Here is a 16,305-nt window from a genome sequence, read left to right as displayed (position 1 = left end):
CTATTCGGCCACTGCGCTGGGTAACTCCCGATGTAAAATCACCCAAATGCGAGCACCAATCAATACGGTACACACGCTGATTCCAGTAATAGTGGCATACCAGAAGCCTGCGGCACCGTCGTTGGGATTGTCGGGTAGCTCTATGCCTAGCCACCACCCCAAGGGTAAAGCGACCAGCCAATAGGACACGACCATCATAATAAAGGGGAACTGAGTTTCTTTGTAAGCGCGCAAAATAAATGAGCCCACGATTTGGGCGCCGTCAATGAGGATGAAAAATGCTGAAAGAGTGAGTAGCCGCGTTGCCAGCAACTGAATATCTGGCGCATCGGTGTAGATGCCAATAATTGCGCCGGGAAAACTCAATAAAATGAGCATAGTGCCTATCGCCACTACAGCAGATATGGCCCCCCCCACTATCATGGCGCGATAAATGCCTTCACGCCAACCTGCGCCAATAGCATGGCCAATGCGTGTTGACATAGCGGTGCCTATTGCCAGCATGGGTATGTAGTACAAATCCCACACATTGAAGGCGATCTGATGAGCTGAAATGGCGGTATCGCCCAAGCTCGCAACCAACAGCGCGATGACACTGAAAACGCCCATTTCCAGAAAGAAGGTGAGGCCAATTGGTGCGCCGACGGATAAAATTTCGCGAATTTTCACCCAGTCGGGGGCGACAGGTTTCCACTCGGGGAGATAAAGCCGAATTTTCTTGCTGCGCAGGACATAAGCGCCAATTAGAAAGACACTCAGCCACATGGAAATTGCCGTCGCAATGCCGCAGCCCTTAGCGCCGAGTTCTGGTGCACCCCACTCGCCAAATATGAACGCGTAGTTGAGAGGCACATTCAACAAAAAACCAGCAACCGCAGCGAAGGCAAACGGTTGTGTAATACCTAACCCCTGTGTGTGATACCGGAGGGCTTGGAAGATAGCCGTTGCCGGCATGCCCAGAGCAACCATTTGTGCATAATCGAGAGCGAGTTGCCGGGTTGTGGGGTTGAGGCCCAGCAAATCGAGAATGGGACCCGCGTACCAAATTGCGGGGCTCAAGGTGAGGCCAAGGAATACCGCGACCCAAAGAGATTGGGGCAGCTGCTGACGTATCTTCTCAATGCGGCCGCCGCCGAAGTCCTGAGCCACGATTGTGGCGGTGGCAAATACTGTACCTAAGATAAGGAGATAGACCGGAAGCCATATGTTGATGCCGATAGAAATCGCCGCAAGATCCTGCTCACCGTAGCGGGCAGCCATGATGGTATCGACGACACCGGTGCCCATTTGGGCGCTCTGGGCAATAAATAAGGGAAAAGCGAAGCGCAGCAATTGCCGCATTTCCCGTCGTAAGAGCGTGCCAGTCATTAATTTTGCTGCAGCCAATTTGTGGTGCCTCCTTGTCCGGCATAATTTAGCACGGCTTAAGCTGTGCTAGACTCCCCCACCGCACATTTTACTGAGTTCAATTTTGAGCAAATCTAACCGCGACGAAGAGTCCAAATCCTGGAGCCCAAGCGATTTTGTTGTCGAGGCTGTAGACGACAAGACCCGCTTTCATGATCTCGATTTACAGGACTCCCTGTTACGAGGGGTCGCAGAGCTGGGTTTTCAATACTGTTCGCCGATACAGGCAAAAATCCTGCCGCATACCCTGCAGGGACATGATGCCATCGGTAAGGCCCAGACGGGCACCGGCAAAACCGCTGCGTTTCTTATCACTATTTTCAATGATTTGCTGTGCAACCCACCCGAAGGTGAGCGCTATTTGGCGGAACCCCGCGCTGTGATTATTGCGCCAACCCGCGAGCTGGTGATGCAAATTGCCGCCGATGCGGAGGATCTTGGTAAGTTCACTGGGCTTCAAACGGTGACTATGATCGGTGGTGCAGACTATCAAAAGCAGTTGTCCAAAGTGCAATCCCGCGTGGTCGACTTGGTAGTCGCAACCCCGGGACGCTTAATTGATTTCATGCAGCGTCGAGATCTGTTCCTTGACCGCGTTGAAACCCTAGTTCTTGATGAAGCAGACCGAATGTTAGATATGGGGTTTATTCCTCAGGTTAAAAGAATTGTTAGGGCGACGCCGCGAAAGGAAGATCGTCAGACCTTGTTGTTTTCGGCCACCTTCACTCAGGACATTCTCAACTTGGCTCAACAATGGACCTTTGAGCCAGTCACCGTGGAAATAGAACCAGAGCGCGTTGCAACTGCGACCGTGGACCAGCGTGTTTATTTGGTGACTAGCCACGAGCGGTTGAAGGTGTTGCTCAAGGTGCTACGCGGCCCAGAAGCTGTCTCGACAATTGTCTTTGCCAATCGACGGGATCAAGTTCGATCGCTGCACGAAAAGCTGCGAAAGGCAGGTATTTCCTGTGGCATTTTGTCGGGGGAAATTACCCAGGCCCGCCGGACCAAAACTCTGGCAGATTTCAAGTCCGGTAAAATCGCCGTGTTGGTGGCAACCGACGTGGCAGGGCGGGGTATTCACGTAGATGGTGTGAGCCACGTTGTTAACTACAATTTACCCGAAGACCCTGAGGACTATGTGCACCGCATTGGACGCACTGGGCGAGCGGGGGCGACAGGTATTTCGATCAGTTTTGCGAGTGAAGACGACGCCTTTTTACTGCCAGATATAGAGACCCTTCTGGGTGAGCGCCTGAAGTGCGTGCCACCACCAGCAGACTTGCTCGACTGACCGCCGGCTGATTTTATTGCCGGTGCCGCAGTTCTTCGCACCACATTAGGGTTGCCCCAACAACTGCCGCTGGTATGACCACGAGGTTGACCAAGGGTATCCCCGCGACAAAAGCTACCATGCCCCCCAAACCCAGGCTGCTAAGGCGCCGAGAGGCACAGGCTTCTTTCACATCTGCAAAACTCATGCGGTGGTTGTCCATGGGGTAATCCATGAACTGCAATCCCATCATCCAAGCGCCCAAGGCAAACCAGAGCACTGGCGCGAAAGCCTGAAGGCCCGGAATGACGGTCACAATCAAAACAAAAATAGCCAGCGGAATGTAATAAAGAATCTTGCGAATTTCTTTAAAAATACCTCGGGGAATGGCAATGATGGCGCTACCAATACCTTCCAGTGCCGGTACGGCTTGTCCAGTGACCTGCTCTTCTACTTTTTCAGCAAGGAGCGCATGAAAGGGGGAGGTCAACACAAGAACTGTGAGGGTGGATAGGTATCCGGTGGCCAGGCTGCCCATAAGCCATAGCATGGGTGCGATCAGCCAAGTGAGAAAGCCCAACCAGCTTGGAAGGGTTTCTTCGGTGGTCTGAACCAAGCCGTCTACCAAGCTCCAGGCGACACTGCCTAAGAGAATGAAGAGGCTTATATTGGCAACCAGCGGCAGAATGACAAAAGCCCGCAGACGTTTGTCTGTAAGCATCGCTAGCCCACGAAAAAAATAACCCGCCCCGGTGATCACATTTCCGTTCATCGGTTTGATCCTCCATGATCCTTAAGCCAGTATAAAGTGTTACGCGATTAATTGTGGAGCTAGGTTGTGTCAGAAGATGAGTTTTTTCAGGCAGAGATGCTGGGAGTCACGCCCCTCAAGCGCGATGCCAGGGAGCGCCTGCTGCGAAAAGACCATGGCGGTGATGGGGAAGCGCGTAGGCAAGCCGCTGAAGGGGAGCCAGAGGGTCGTCTTAATTCACTGGTGGATGAGGGGGTCGAGCCTCTTGATGCCTGGTACGTTCTAGCCTTTAAGCGCCCCGGTATTCAGCATGGCGTTTACAAAAAGCTCAGGCAGGGTCGATACGAAATTGACGCAAGACTCGATCTTCACCGGCTTTCAGTCAAGCAAGCTCGCATTGATGTACACAGTTTTATTCAGGACGCCATGCAGTACGGCTTGCGCACCGTATTGATTCTTCATGGCAAAGGTCAGCGTAAGGCTGAGCAAGAGAAAACCGCAGTGCTAAAGGGCTACGTTAACCACTGGTTGCAAGACTCAGAGGAAGTTCAGGCGTTTCACTCTGCTCAGCCAGTCCATGGCGGCACGGGCGCTGTGTACGTACTGTTGCGTAAGAGTCTGCAGAAGAAACGTGAAAACAGAGAGCGCTTTCTCAAGGGGAGGGTGCCCTACGATCGACCGGCTGACTAACCAAGGGCAGTTAGCGCTTGTTTAGGATTCTCCAAGCTTCGATACCAGGAGTGTGTTGAGCAGCTGTGGGTTGGCTTGTCCTTTAGATGCCTTCATAACTTGCCCCACAAAAAAGCCAATCAGCTTTTTTTGTTTGCTTTCTTCGGCGGCTCGATATTGAGTCACTTGGTCAGGACAGTCAGCGATCACTTGATCGACCATGGCTTCCAAAGCTCCCGTATCTGTCACTTGCTTTAAGCCGCGGGTTTCAATAATGGCATCGGCAGTCCCTTCCTGCTGCCACAGCCCCTCGAACACTTGTTTTGCTAATTTGCTAGACAAGGTTTCGTCAGCTATTCGAACGATTAGTCCTGCAAGAGCCTCAGCAGAAACCGGCGATTGGCTGATGTCCAGATCCTCTCGATTTAACGCGCCCGCAAGGTCGCCGAGAATCCAATTGGCAGCTAATTTCGGTGCTTTACTTACGGTCGCTGCAGTCTCGAAAAATTGTGCCAAGGTAGGTGTGTCAGCGAGTAATGCAGCATCATATTGGCTTAGCTCATACTGGCTAATGAAGCGTGTTTGTTTAACTCTTGGGAGCTCAGGCAGCGTGTCTCTAATAGCCTCAATGTATTCATCGTCGATAATAATCGGGAGTAAATCAGGCTCGGGAAAATAGCGGTAATCGTTGGCGACCTCTTTTGATCGCATTGCGCGGGTCTCGTTTTTATCGGCGTCATAGAGGCGAGTTTCTTGGGTTATGGTTCCCCCGGATTCGAGTAGGTCCTGCTGTCGCTCGGTTTCAACGGCGATGGCTTTCTCAACGAACTTAAACGAATTGACGTTTTTGATCTCGGTGCGAGTGCCAAACGCTTCACTGCCTGAGGCTCGCAGCGAGATATTGATATCGCAGCGCATGGAGCCCTCGGCCATATTGCCGTCTGAAATTCCTAGATAGATGGCTAGGGAATGCAGGGCTTTCAGGTAAGCCACAGCCTGAGCTGCGGTTCGAAAGTCGGGTTCAGTAACAATCTCAAGAAGGGGAGTTCCCGCACGATTGAGGTCAACGCCTGTCTGGCCACTGTATAAGTCATGGACAGACTTTCCAGCGTCCTCCTCAAGGTGTGCCCGGGTAATGCGAATGGGAAACACCGAGCCGTCCTCCATTGGAATATCAAATTTTCCCTCGCAGACAATAGGCTCGAAAAATTGGCTGACCTGATACCCTTTGGGGAGATCGGGATAGAAATAATTTTTCCTGTCGAAAACGGATCGCTTGCCCAAGCGGGCATCGATAGCCAAACCAAACATAACGGCATACCGCACAGCTTCACTGTTAAGCACGGGAAGCATGCCAGGCATGCCAAGGTCGACTGCACAGGCTTGAACGTTGGGCTCTGCACCAAATTGATTGGCGGCACCGGAAAAAATTTTACTCTTGGTGGCAAGTTGCAGGTGTACTTCAAGTCCCATGACCACTTCCCAGCTCATTGGTTTGCTCCTGCCATAGCGGGTCTAGCAAGGTGGTGTTTGGTACGTAACTGAAACCGATGCCCCATTCTCAGCAAAGTCGTTTCATCAAATGCTCGCCCAATGAGTTGCAGTCCCACTGGCATGCCATTAATGAGTCCAGCAGGAACAGATAGTCCCGGCAGACCGGCGAGATTAACTGAGAGGGTGTATATATCTTCAAGATACATGGCAAGTGGGTCGTCGGATTTAGCGCCCAAGGGAAAGGCGGTACCGGGAGCAGCAGGCCCCGCAATGACGTCGCAGTGCTCAAAGGCTTTTTTAAAATCTTCGCTGATAAGGCGCCTAACTTGCTGGGCTTTTTTAAAGTAGGCGTCGTAGAAGCCCGCTGACAAGGCATAGGTTCCCACGAGAATCCGTCGTTGCACCTCCTCGCCAAAACCTTCACTGCGCGACCTTTCATAAAGATCATTGAGGTTTTCGGGGTTCTCACAGCGATGGCCAAATCTAACGCCGTCATAGCGGGAAAGATTTGTAGAGGCCTCGGCTGGGGCAATAATGTAGTAGGTGGCTATTCCCTGCTCCGTGTGGGGTAGCTCAATATCGACAAGCTCTGCGCCCTCCTTGACTAATTCATCCAGCGCTTCGTGGATTTTTTTAGCAACCTGCTCGTCTAGGTTGTGATTGAAATACTCCTTAGGCACGCCAATTCTCAGACCCGCGACAGGCTGATTGAGTCCGGCAGAGAAATCGGGTACTGCAAGATCTGCTGAGGTGGAATCTCCGGCATCGATGCCGCTCATGGCTTGGAGCATTAGGGCGGCATCTTCTACGGTTCGTGTCATGGGGCCGGCTTGATCTAGTGAAGAGGCAAAAGCAATAATTCCCAGCCGAGATACGCGACCGTAGGTTGGTTTTAATCCTGTGATACCGCATAGGGAGGCGGGTTGACGAATTGACCCTCCGGTATCAGTTCCAGTGCTAAGCGGGGCAAATCCGGCTGCAATTGCGGCAGCTGCACCGCCAGAGCTTCCCCCGGGCACACAATTAAGATCCCAAGGATTCCGCGTAACACCAAATACGGAGGTCTCTGTGGAAGAGCCCATGGCAAACTCATCCATATTCGTTTTGCCCAACATGACAGTTCCCGCTGAGCGGAGTCGGCTGACCACGGTGGCATCGTAAGGCGGTATGAAATCCCTGAGCATTTTAGAAGCGCAGGTGGTGGCCACGTTGCGTGTGCAAAAAATGTCTTTGTGAAGTAGCGGTACGCCGGTCAAAGGCCCCGCTGATCCGTTGTGTAGCTGTAAATCGGCGGCTTTAGCTTCTGCTATCGCGGCGTCCTCACAGAGCGTGATGACAGCGTTTACCTCGGAATTGTGGGTGGCAATGGCATTAAGGCAGGCTTCGGTGAGCTCAACGGCAGAGATTTTTCCAGCGTGTAATGCCGAGGACAGCTCAGATGCTGTGGCGTGTGTAAGAGACTCCAGCGACATTAATCAATAACCCTAGGGACCAAAAAAAACCCATCGGCAACGGCCGGAGCGGTTAGTTGGAGTGCCTCACGTTGGTTGCTCTCGGTGACACAATCGGGTCGCAGTCGCTGATGCATGTCGTGTGGATTAGACATGGGTACGACGCCGTCGGTGTCGATTTTTTCCAGCTCTGCAACCAAATTTAAAGTCCGACCAAAGCGATCTGTCACGTCGTCTAGTGCGGTGTTATCGATGTGCAATCGAGCGAGCTGTGCCACCGACAGCACGTCTGCAGGAATAGTGGGCATAGCGGGATATCCGCGGTGATGGAAAGGGGCGAAGCTACCACAGATTCACCTTGCCCAAAAACCCCCACGTTGATACATTCGCACCTTAAGACGACGCTAGAAGTTGCTGATTTAGCCCCTTTTTTGCCATTTTTTTTCAGCACTTTGCTTCGCCATAACAAAAACTGCACCCTCATTGCACTCTTACAAGTGCGATTTACAGGGGTTGCACGCATCGATTCCACGGGACCAAAGTATGTTCAAGCGCCTACGCGGCCTGTTTTCCAATGATTTGTCGATTGATCTCGGCACAGCAAATACGCTGATTTACGTAAAAGACAAAGGCATTATTCTCGATGAGCCATCGGTTGTGGCCATTCGCATGCACAACGGTCAGAAGACTATTGAAGCAGTCGGACGAGAGGCCAAACGTATGCTGGGCAGAACGCCCGGTAACATCAGGGCCATTAGGCCTTTAAAAGACGGTGTAATCGCCGACTTTCAGGTTACCGAGAAAATGCTCCAGCATTTTATTGCCAAAGTGCACGAGACCCAATTCATCCGACCAAGCCCTAGGGTACTGATCTGCGTCCCCTGTATGTCCACCCAAGTTGAGCGACGGGCTATACGAGAATCGGCGTTGAGTGCTGGGGCCCGCGAGGTTCGGTTAATCGAAGAACCTATGGCGGCGGCCATTGGGGCCGGTTTGCAGGTCGATGAAGCCACCGGATGTATGGTTGTGGATATCGGTGGCGGGACCACTGAAATCGCTATTATTTCTTTGAACGGCGTTGTTTATCGTGATTCCATTCGTGTGGGCGGCGATCGCTTCGACGAATCTATTATCGCCTTTGTTCGACGACGCTACGGGAGTCTGATTGGTGACTCCTCGGCCGAGCGAATTAAGCAGGAAGTTGGCTGTGCCTATGAGTCGAGCGAGCTTAGAGAAATTGATGTCAGGGGCCGACACCTTGCCGAAGGGGTTCCCAAGAGCTTCACCTTAAACAGCGACGAGATTAGAGATGCTTTGGCTGATCCGCTGCTCGCAATTTTGCGTGCTATAAAGGTCGCACTCGAACAGTCGCCCCCTGAATTGGCCGCCGATATCGCAGAGTCGGGTATTGTGTTAACCGGCGGGGGTGCGTTACTGCGAGACCTCGATAAGCGAATTATCGACGAAACGGGCTTGCCGGTTATTGTCGCAGAGGAACCGCTAACTTGCGTTGCCCGCGGTGGCGGCAAGGCATTGGAGCTGGTAGATCGACATGCCCTAGATTTGCTCTCCACAGAGTAGAGACTCCTTTTTCAACGTTGAGGTGAGGTGAGCGATCAAACCCCTATTTCTTAAAGAAAAGCATGTGGGTTGGCGTGCCACTTTGGCAATCGGTTGCAGCCTGCTACTGCTTTTTTATCTGCGTGACCATCCTGCGCTGGAAACCCCGCGACAATTCACCATTGATTCTGCGGCACTTGTATATCGCATTGCGGCGGCACCCGTATCGGCTTTCCACAGCCTTGGAGAGTTTTTTAAGTCTTACAGCACGCTGCGAGCAGACAATGACCGGTTGTCGCAAGAAAACTTGGTTTTAAAGGGGCAAACCCAAACCCTTGCAGCTATTCTCGCTGAAAATGGACGTTATCGTGCCTTGTTACGCTCGGCCGAGACACTCGAGCGTGAGGTTATGGTCGCCGAGATTATTGCGGTGACAGCAGCGCCATCTCGTCATGAGTTGATTATCGATAAGGGTAGTGCTGACGCTGTGTACATGGGGCAACCGCTGCTTGGGGCAGATGGTCTGATGGGGCAGGTCATTCAGGTTGGGCAGTACAGCAGTCACGCGCTGTTGATTACCGACGCGACTCACGCGGTTCCCGTTCAGGTGTTGCGCAGTGGCGTGCGGGGCCTCGCGGAAGGAACCGGGACATTAAATCGATTGGTGGTCAGACATATCGCAGCGACGACAGATATTAGAGAGGGTGACACCTTAGTGACGTCAGGCCTAGGGGGCCTTTTTCCCTCGGGGTATCCAGTTGCCATGGTAAAGACGATCGTGAAGCAGCCTGGCTCGTCATTTTCACAAGTTATTGCCGTGCCGATCGCGCATCTCGATCGCGGGCGCCATGTGATGTTGGCGCTGGACCTAACACCTAGTGGCAGTCAGTAGTTGTGATGGCAGAAAGAGGCTCCTGGGTGGTCTTGGGTTCGATTTTTGTGGCACTTTTGCTGGTCGCGATTCCAGTGCCCGTTATGTGGCGAGGGTACGTTCCTGACTGGCCACTGTTGTTTCTGTTCTATTGGGTCCTAGCACTGCCTACTCGTGTTGGAGTGCTGCTCGCCTGCGTGGTTGGAATACTCACTGACCTTCTTGACGGTTCTCCCGTCGGTGCAACAGCGATTGGTGCCGTATTGGCTGTGCTCGTCATCCTTGCTAGTTATCAACGCGTTCGCCAGTTTGATGGGCTAAAGCAGAGTCTTGTCATGGGCCTATTGATTTCGTTGGTTCATCTTGTGGAACAGCGTCTGGAAACGTTTCTGGGGTGGCAGCATGTCGGCACGGCCTTTCTCATTCCGGCAGCGACCTCTTTATTATTTTGGGTGCCAGTGCGTAATTGCCTGAGATTTGTACGACGGTACTACGAGGTTCAGTGATGAGGATAGTGCTCGCTTCCGGAAGCCCCAGGCGTCGATCGCTGCTAGAGCTCCTAACACCTGACTTCAGCTGTATGAACCCCGATGTCGACGAGACCCCTAGAGTAGGTGAAACCCCACGAGATTATGTTGCTCGCCTGGCAATTGCTAAGGCCTCGGCAGTGGATGCGCCGGGTGAACTCATTCTGGGGGCCGACACGACGGTAACGGTAGACAATGTGGTTCTAGGCAAGCCGGAGGATCGTGAAGATGCAACGCGGATGCTTTCGATGCTTTCGGGGCGGTCTCACGATGTGCTGACTGGTGTTGCTGTGCGTTGTGATGACGTTGTCAAGAGTTGCGTGGTGCACACTTTGGTCACATTCGCAAAACTTTCGCAGAGAGACATAGCCCGTTACCTGGATACCGAAGAACCTTGGGACAAAGCTGGTGCCTATGCGATTCAGGGGCGAGGAGGTGCCTTCGTTCTGCGTATTGAGGGCAGTTATTCTTCAGTGGTGGGGTTGCCTCTTGTTGAAACCAAGGCTTTGTTGGTTAATTTTGGTATGGGGTTAGATCAGTGAGACAGTATGTCGGCTGAGCGAATATACAAAGTCCTAGGAAGAACGCTTTGGCGCGCGATGCTTGTGTTGGTGGTTGTGCTGGCGGTGTATGTTGCGGGTGCTCGAGCACTTTTAAGTGCTTTGCCGGCGTACCAGACAAATATTGATGCTTGGGTTTCCGAAAGGAGCGAACTCAATTATGAAATCTCCAGTCTTCGTGGGGATATCAAAAAATTTCAACCAAGCATCCAAGTGACTGATCTGCGCATCACGCTGCCAAACGGTACGCCTATTATCTTTGGTTCGGCAGAGGTCACTGTCGATCCCTGGGCTTCATTGTTGGCTGGGCAAATTCGACTCGATACGCTTCGGTTAGATGGCCTTGGAGTTGACTTACCCGTGGGCGCTTTGCCGGTAATGAACGGTGATGGTAGCGGCGCCCGTTTAGCTGCTGAGCTGCTGGCGGCATTTCGTAAAGTCACTATTGAGCGCGCAGACATTGGGTTGGTGGGGGCAGAGGGCGGTCGCGAGCCGTTGAAATTGACCCTTGATTTGCGTCGTGCAGGAAGTGAGCGTCAAATAGCGGTAGAGGTGTCGGGTCCAAGCAATTCGCATCTCAGCATCTCCGGCTCGAGTGTTGGAGACATTCTACAGTTGGACCGGTTTGTCGGTGAGTTGTATGGCCATCTGAGTCTCCCTAATGCCCGGTGGCTGGCGAACCTGCTCGGCCGCGAGGTGAGCGTAATCGGTGAGCTGGATTTCTGGTATCACAGCAATAGCCAATCTCCCACTCTTGAGGCGTCACTGGCTGTCTCCGAGCTGACTTGGTCCCATGAAGATGGTCGCACGTCAAAGCTTGATAGCCTGGCCTTTGACGCGGGGGTCAACATTCAGCCTGCCGGCTGGACAGGCCGACTCCAATCATTTGCCATGAACTCGAAGGACTCTGATTTCTCCTTGGACCGACTGGAGATTGAGAACCGTGGAGGCAGCCTGCGGCTGCAAACCGAGGCGTTAGATGTCGGTAATTTGTTAGCAACGGTGGTTGCCAGTGATTTACTGCCCGGGAAGGTCTCTGAAGTATTGTCTGAGCTGGCCCCGACAGGGTCTGTCCTGGCAGTAGAAGCAGAGCTGGCAGATTGGCAGCAGCCGCTTTCAGACTGGTCCGCTACGGCAGAAGTCAAAGATATTTCCGTACAAGCACGAAAAAAAATACCGGGACTCTTGGGTATAGATGGGACGGTCGTGGCGACTCATATGGGCGCCACAGCTTGGCTCGATACCCAGAACTTTGCATTGGATATACCCAAGGCGTATCGAGAGCCGATCGAATTCACGCAGGTTATGGGGAGGCTTTCGGCAAATTGGGATGCAGACACGCTCTTCCTGACGGATGGTGTTTTCAAGGGTGAGCAAGCAGACCATCAAGCCCTCGCCCTTTTTGGTATGACCATTCCTCTGGTGCCTCAGGCTGTGCTGGGTCCGCCTTTAGCGATGTACCTAGATGTCGGCGTTCCTGTTGCAGGGGTCGACGTTCGCCAAAAATATATCCCCTACCGAATTCCTAACGTGCTCGAGGAGTGGTTGGATAGCAGTATTTTAGGTGGACGCTTATCGCAGACAGGTTTTTTGTGGCGAGGAGGCTTTAAAGGCTTTGGCTCAGGGCGTCAGAGTATGCAGATCGCGGCGGAGATACTTGATGGCAGTATCCGATTCCAACCTAACTGGCCGAGGATCGATGATTTTAGAGGAGTGTTACTGGTAGATACTGACCGAGTGAGTGTGTGGGCAAATACAGGCATCATCAGTAATGCCGTCGTCGAGGACGTTTCAGTGGAGGTCGATGCCGCTGGCTCGGCTGGGGAGCTGTTGGCCTTTGGCAGGTTTCAGGGGCGGGGAGCGGCGGCGTTAGATTTGTTGCGGAATAGTCCAATTTACAACCTCAGCCCTACGCTTTTGGACGATCTAGATTTTCAGGGCGTTGTTGCAGGCGCTTTAGACTTAGCGATGAATTTCCGATCACCGGATGCAGCGCCACAGGTAGCTGTGTCTGCTGAGTTGTCTCAGGCTAAAGTGAGTTCGCGCCTTTTGGCACTGACGTTGGACGATTTGCAGGGTGGGTTAGATTTCAATTCAAAGACCGGCTTTGCTAGCCGGAATCTACGATCTACCTTGTTTGGAGAGCCTGTTTCGACAGCAATAGGATCGGGTAGCTCTGGGCTCAACGACGCAGAATTATTTGATGGGCGATTTATTGCTGAGGTGTCTGGAGCTAATTTTTTATCATGGAGCCAAGGTCTGGCGAAGTATTCCTTGGTCGACGAAGAGCAAGCGCCGCCCCTGTCTGGCAAGACGCAGGTGATTGTCGATGCTGCTGTCGGCAAGTTAACTCAATTCCACTTGAGTACGACCTTAGACGGCATGGCAGTGAGCTTACCCAAACCCCTTGGAAAATTGGCGGACGAGGCCGCACCCTTGACCGTTATTTTTCAGCCGAGTGAGCCTATACCGTGGGAAGTGTTTTGGTTTGAGCGTGGCCAGGCACAAATTTATCAGGGTGAGGAAGGTCTTACCGGCCTGGCGCTTGACCTAACACCACGGACACAACCCATTGTTTTTCCTCGTGAGCCGATAACTTCTGGTGTGGATGCCTTTGGTCAAATATCGCATGTTGAGCTCGACCCGTGGTTGGCTACTTTACGTCAGTTCAAGCCTCCAGCGAGCGGCGCTCCATCCCAGTGGCCCTTGCGGATTAAGACCTTGGGAATAAGTGAGCTTGTCGTAGGCACGATTGCTGTCGAGGACGTGACGGTCGATGTGACGCCCTATACAACTTGGCACCAGGTTGGCATCAATACGTCGTGGCTGGATGCAGAGCTGACCATTCCAAAAGACGACCAAGGTATAGCGCTTATTATCAATCAACTTAACTATGATCAGCTCAGTGGCCTGAACACAGTTGCGACCGGTTTGTACCCCTCTGAAGATGAAATAAGCGCGCGTCAGCCACCAGAGCTCCCGGTTTCTCTTGATGTCACCGTGGCAAACCTTACGTATAAAAAACGGGCAATGGGTGCAGCGAAATTTCGCTTAAAAAGTGCGGCTGACGCCCTAGTCATTGAGGACATACAAGGTCAGCTAGCGGGATTGACACTGTTGGAGGGAAGCGATTTAACGTGGTCTGAAAACAACCAAGGTCGTTGGGTTACGGAACTCAATGTCTCAGCGGAATTGCTCGATTTTCAGCGCACTTTTACGGATCTTTCATTGGAGCCCTTGGTTACCACGCGCTCAGGCGTGATCGAGACGCATCTTGCTTGGCCAGGCGGGCCCACAGATTTGAACCTGCTCGCTTTAACAGGGTCGGCGCAAATGCAATTAACAGAGGGCTCTTTTTTACCCGTCTCGTCTGGGGCAACCGGCGCTGTGCGGGTATTTAGTTTGTTAAACCTAGCGGGGCTCTTCGGTCGAGCGGACGTGACCAGAATTTTTGATCCGGGTGTTGCGTTTCGCTCAGCGGTTGGAGAATTTGAATTCAGCCCGGGTAACGTCAAGATTCCACTGTTTGACATAAATGGCACGGGGGGCGGATTCAACTTTAAAAGCGATATTGACCTTGTCACCGAGATGATCGACGGGGAGCTAGTAGTGACCTTGCCGCTGGTAGAAAATATTCCTTGGGTGGCAGCTTTAGTGGGAGGGATTCCAGTAGCGGCGGGAGCTTATTTGGTTAGCAAGGTGTTTGAAGATCAGTTCTTAAGCTTAAGCAGCGGTGTTTATGCCGTAAAAGGTAATCTCAGCGCTCCAGAGGTCACTTTCATTCGAATATTTGATGCCGGGTCGCCGGTTGATTTGCAGCCCCCGACCGCTGACAGCCCACAAGAGAGCGCTCAAAAATCTAAGTCGGAAGAGTCCTGAAGCTCTCGGAGGTATTTAAACAGTTTTCTCGCATGCTCTTTGGCGCGGGGTCCTTTGGGGTCGCATTGACGGACAAGCTGGCGAAGCTGTTGACGATCTGCGTGGGGAAACGCCGCTAACGTTTCTGGCAGGGCGCCATCGCCGTCAGCGATTAGCGCGTCTCGTAACTGTTCAAGCTGATGCAGTTGTGCCCGCTCCTCCTGATGGACGCCGTCGAGCTTTGCGAGGGCGTTTTCTATGGGTTCGGGATCGATCACCCGCATGAGCTTACCAATGTACTGCAGTTGGCGACGAAGTCCCCCTCGCTGAGTGATTTTACGCGCTTGAAGAACCGCCTCCTGTAAACGGGGGTCTTCGATTGGAACTTGCTCGAGCTGACTCGGTGTTAGATTTACCAAGCGGGTTCCTAGCACCTGCAGTGCCGTCATAGCACGTTTTTTTGAGCTTTTACTCGGCGGGGCATCCTCAGGATTCCAGTCGCTGTCTTCGAGATCTGTTTTAGCCATAAAAAATTGCTGCCAATCCAAGAAAGGATAAAAAGCCCACGACGTCTGTGACCGTGGTGAGTACGACACCCCCTGCAAGCGCGGGATCAATTCCCAGCCGCTTTAATGTTAGCGGTATAACCGCCCCGGCTAAACCCGCGGTCATTAGGTTGATCATCATTGCCGCGGCAATGACCGCGCCTAGCGTCCAGTCCTCAAACCAAACAGAAGCCGCTGCGGCAACAACGAGAGCCCAAAGTATGCCATTAGCGATTCCTACTAGGGCTTCCCGTGCCACCAGCCAACGTTGGTTACGACTGTTTAATTGGCCCATTGCGAGGCCTCGAATTAAGACAGTTAATGTCTGGGTTCCCGCGACGCCGCCCATTGAGGCCACGATGGGCATCAGAACCGCGAGAGCGACCACTTTTTCAATAGTGTCTTGAAATACATTGATCACTGACGAAGCAATAAATGCGGTCAATAGGTTAATGCCCAACCAGACCGCGCGACGCGGTGCCGTTTGCATTACGGTGGCAAAGGTATCTTCGTCTTCTCCGATGCCCCCTAAAGAGGTCAGGGAGTGGTCGGCTTCTTCTCGGATCACGTCAACGACGTCATCAATGGTAATTCGACCCAACAATCGATTTTTTTCGTCTACAACGGGTGCTGAGATCCAGTCGTTTCGCTCAAATAGTCTAGCCACTTCAGCCGCAGGTAGCTGTGCAGGAATGGCATCGCGATTTGTGAGCATCATTTCTCTTACCGACTGGGCTGGATCGGCAACCAAAAGAATTCGTATCGGGAGAAGACCGACGAAGTGATCTTCACGATTGACGACAATAATGCTGTCGGTGTTTTGCGGAATCTCTGCGTGGCGTCGGAGATAGCGCATGACGACATCGAGTGTCAGATCAGCGCGAATCGATATGGTATCCGTGCTCATTAGGCCACCAGCAACATCATCTGGAAACGCCAGCACTGTGGCCAGTCGCGTTCGATCGGTTTCATCCATGATTCCAAGCACTTGCTCGGTAATGGAATTTGGAAGGTCGTGAAGAATGTCGGCGACGTCGTCGTCATCGAGCTGACCTACGATCAAAGCCAGAGCTTTAGGCTCCATTTCTACAAGGATTTGATTACGTAGGTCTTCGGGTAATTCGTTGAGAACGTCGGCTTCTTGCTCTGGCTCTAATAAGCTCCAGATCACCTGTCGGATTCGGGGAGGATACGACGTGATCAGGTAGGCCACGTCTCCTGGCGATAAATCGCCGACGATACCTGCAACGTCACCAAGTGTTCCCGCGTCAAGAGCGCGATCGAGCTGCGCGAGCTGCTTTTCTGTTGTAACCGAAGAATTCACCGCTAGCCTCCGTTC

The 16,305-nt window shown here is 52.6% G+C and carries 14 protein-coding genes; 7 read left to right on the top strand and 7 right to left on the bottom strand.

Annotated elements, in window-relative coordinates:
• Positions 1-1,386 (bottom strand): MATE family efflux transporter, encoded by a 1,386-nt coding sequence (locus tag ACMAY6_RS12040; protein WP_435212155.1) that lies wholly within the window; start codon positions 1,384-1,386, stop codon positions 1-3.
• Positions 1,387-1,471: 85 nt separating this feature from the next.
• Between ACMAY6_RS12040 and rhlB the strand changes: the two genes are divergently transcribed.
• Complete coding sequence (gene rhlB, locus ACMAY6_RS12035; RefSeq protein WP_435212153.1) at positions 1,472-2,701, top strand: ATP-dependent RNA helicase RhlB; 1,230 nt, start codon at positions 1,472-1,474, stop codon at positions 2,699-2,701.
• Positions 2,702-2,714: 13 nt separating this feature from the next.
• Here the strand turns inward: rhlB and cysZ are convergent, their stop codons facing one another.
• Positions 2,715-3,452, bottom strand: coding sequence for a sulfate transporter CysZ (cysZ, locus tag ACMAY6_RS12030; protein WP_435212151.1), 738 nt, complete (start codon positions 3,450-3,452; stop codon positions 2,715-2,717).
• Between the two features lie 66 nt (positions 3,453-3,518).
• Between cysZ and smrA the strand changes: the two genes are divergently transcribed.
• Positions 3,519-4,121 (top strand): DNA endonuclease SmrA, encoded by a 603-nt coding sequence (gene smrA, locus ACMAY6_RS12025; RefSeq protein ID WP_435212150.1) that lies wholly within the window; start codon positions 3,519-3,521, stop codon positions 4,119-4,121.
• Between the two features lie 21 nt (positions 4,122-4,142).
• Here smrA and gatB read toward each other — a convergent pair whose 3' ends face one another.
• From gatB to gatC, 3 genes are read right to left on the bottom strand one after another with little or no spacing between them, the layout of a single operon-like run.
• A complete protein-coding gene (gatB, locus tag ACMAY6_RS12020) occupies positions 4,143-5,591 on the bottom strand; it encodes an Asp-tRNA(Asn)/Glu-tRNA(Gln) amidotransferase subunit GatB (protein WP_435212149.1) in 1,449 nt (482 codons plus the stop codon).
• Positions 5,588-7,066, bottom strand: coding sequence for an Asp-tRNA(Asn)/Glu-tRNA(Gln) amidotransferase subunit GatA (gene gatA, locus ACMAY6_RS12015; protein WP_435212147.1), 1,479 nt, complete (start codon positions 7,064-7,066; stop codon positions 5,588-5,590). Before gatA ends, gatB begins: the two co-directional genes overlap by 4 nt.
• Positions 7,066-7,353, bottom strand: coding sequence for an Asp-tRNA(Asn)/Glu-tRNA(Gln) amidotransferase subunit GatC (gene gatC, locus ACMAY6_RS12010; protein ID WP_435212145.1), 288 nt, complete (start codon positions 7,351-7,353; stop codon positions 7,066-7,068). The genes gatA and gatC overlap by 1 nt, the downstream gene beginning before the upstream one ends.
• A 235-nt stretch (positions 7,354-7,588) precedes the next feature.
• Here gatC and ACMAY6_RS12005 point away from each other — a divergent pair, with 235 nt between their 5' ends.
• The 5 genes from ACMAY6_RS12005 to ACMAY6_RS11985 all read left to right on the top strand — a co-directional run bounded on the left by ACMAY6_RS12005 (position 7,589) and on the right by ACMAY6_RS11985 (position 14,442).
• Entirely contained in the window at positions 7,589-8,626 is a 1,038-nt protein-coding gene (locus tag ACMAY6_RS12005; RefSeq protein ID WP_435212143.1) for a rod shape-determining protein, read from the top strand.
• Between the two features lie 64 nt (positions 8,627-8,690).
• Positions 8,691-9,497 (top strand): rod shape-determining protein MreC, encoded by an 807-nt coding sequence (gene mreC / locus ACMAY6_RS12000; protein WP_435212142.1) that lies wholly within the window; start codon positions 8,691-8,693, stop codon positions 9,495-9,497.
• 5 nt (positions 9,498-9,502) lie between these two features.
• On the top strand, positions 9,503-9,982 hold the full coding sequence (mreD, locus tag ACMAY6_RS11995) for a rod shape-determining protein MreD (protein WP_435216015.1): 480 nt from the start codon (positions 9,503-9,505) through the stop codon (positions 9,980-9,982).
• Positions 9,982-10,545 carry a Maf family protein gene (locus ACMAY6_RS11990; protein WP_435212140.1) on the top strand — a complete coding sequence of 188 codons (564 nt, stop codon included), beginning with the start codon at positions 9,982-9,984 and terminating at the stop codon, positions 10,543-10,545. Before mreD ends, ACMAY6_RS11990 begins: the two co-directional genes overlap by 1 nt.
• A gap of 6 nt (positions 10,546-10,551) precedes the next feature.
• Positions 10,552-14,442, top strand: a complete 3,891-nt coding sequence (locus ACMAY6_RS11985) for a YhdP family phospholipid transporter (RefSeq protein WP_435212138.1) — start codon at positions 10,552-10,554, stop codon at positions 14,440-14,442.
• Here ACMAY6_RS11985 and yjgA read toward each other — a convergent pair.
• Together yjgA and mgtE are read right to left on the bottom strand one after the other, a co-directional pair.
• A complete protein-coding gene (gene yjgA, locus ACMAY6_RS11980; RefSeq protein ID WP_435212136.1) occupies positions 14,415-14,948 on the bottom strand; it encodes a ribosome biogenesis factor YjgA in 534 nt (177 codons plus the stop codon). The two genes, ACMAY6_RS11985 and yjgA, sit on opposite strands and share 28 nt — an antisense overlap.
• A complete protein-coding gene (gene mgtE / locus ACMAY6_RS11975; RefSeq protein WP_435212134.1) occupies positions 14,941-16,290 on the bottom strand; it encodes a magnesium transporter in 1,350 nt (449 codons plus the stop codon). Before mgtE ends, yjgA begins: the two co-directional genes overlap by 8 nt.
• Between the last annotated feature and the right edge of the window lie 15 nt (positions 16,291-16,305).

The organism is Luminiphilus sp. nBUS_16, assembly GCF_051201645.1.
Taxonomy (GTDB): Bacteria; Pseudomonadota; Gammaproteobacteria; order Pseudomonadales; family Halieaceae; genus Luminiphilus.
This window is presented reverse-complemented; position numbering and strand designations above follow the sequence as displayed.

What these genes read in the sequence shown, in the direction of transcription:
- ACMAY6_RS11985 (WP_435212138.1), top strand. Translation starts at nt 10,552, where the DNA reads ATGTCGGCTGAGCGAATATACAAAGTCCTAGGAAGAACGCTTTGGCGC.
- gatB (WP_435212149.1), bottom strand. Translation starts at nt 5,591, where the DNA reads ATGAGCTGGGAAGTGGTCATGGGACTTGAAGTACACCTGCAACTTGCC.
- ACMAY6_RS12005 (WP_435212143.1), top strand. Translation starts at nt 7,589, where the DNA reads ATGTTCAAGCGCCTACGCGGCCTGTTTTCCAATGATTTGTCGATTGAT.
- yjgA (WP_435212136.1), bottom strand. Translation starts at nt 14,948, where the DNA reads ATGGCTAAAACAGATCTCGAAGACAGCGACTGGAATCCTGAGGATGCC.
- gatC (WP_435212145.1), bottom strand. Translation starts at nt 7,353, where the DNA reads ATGCCCACTATTCCTGCAGACGTGCTGTCGGTGGCACAGCTCGCTCGA.
- ACMAY6_RS11990 (WP_435212140.1), top strand. Translation starts at nt 9,982, where the DNA reads ATGAGGATAGTGCTCGCTTCCGGAAGCCCCAGGCGTCGATCGCTGCTA.
- mreD (WP_435216015.1), top strand. Translation starts at nt 9,503, where the DNA reads ATGGCAGAAAGAGGCTCCTGGGTGGTCTTGGGTTCGATTTTTGTGGCA.
- gatA (WP_435212147.1), bottom strand. Translation starts at nt 7,066, where the DNA reads ATGTCGCTGGAGTCTCTTACACACGCCACAGCATCTGAGCTGTCCTCG.
- cysZ (WP_435212151.1), bottom strand. Translation starts at nt 3,452, where the DNA reads ATGAACGGAAATGTGATCACCGGGGCGGGTTATTTTTTTCGTGGGCTA.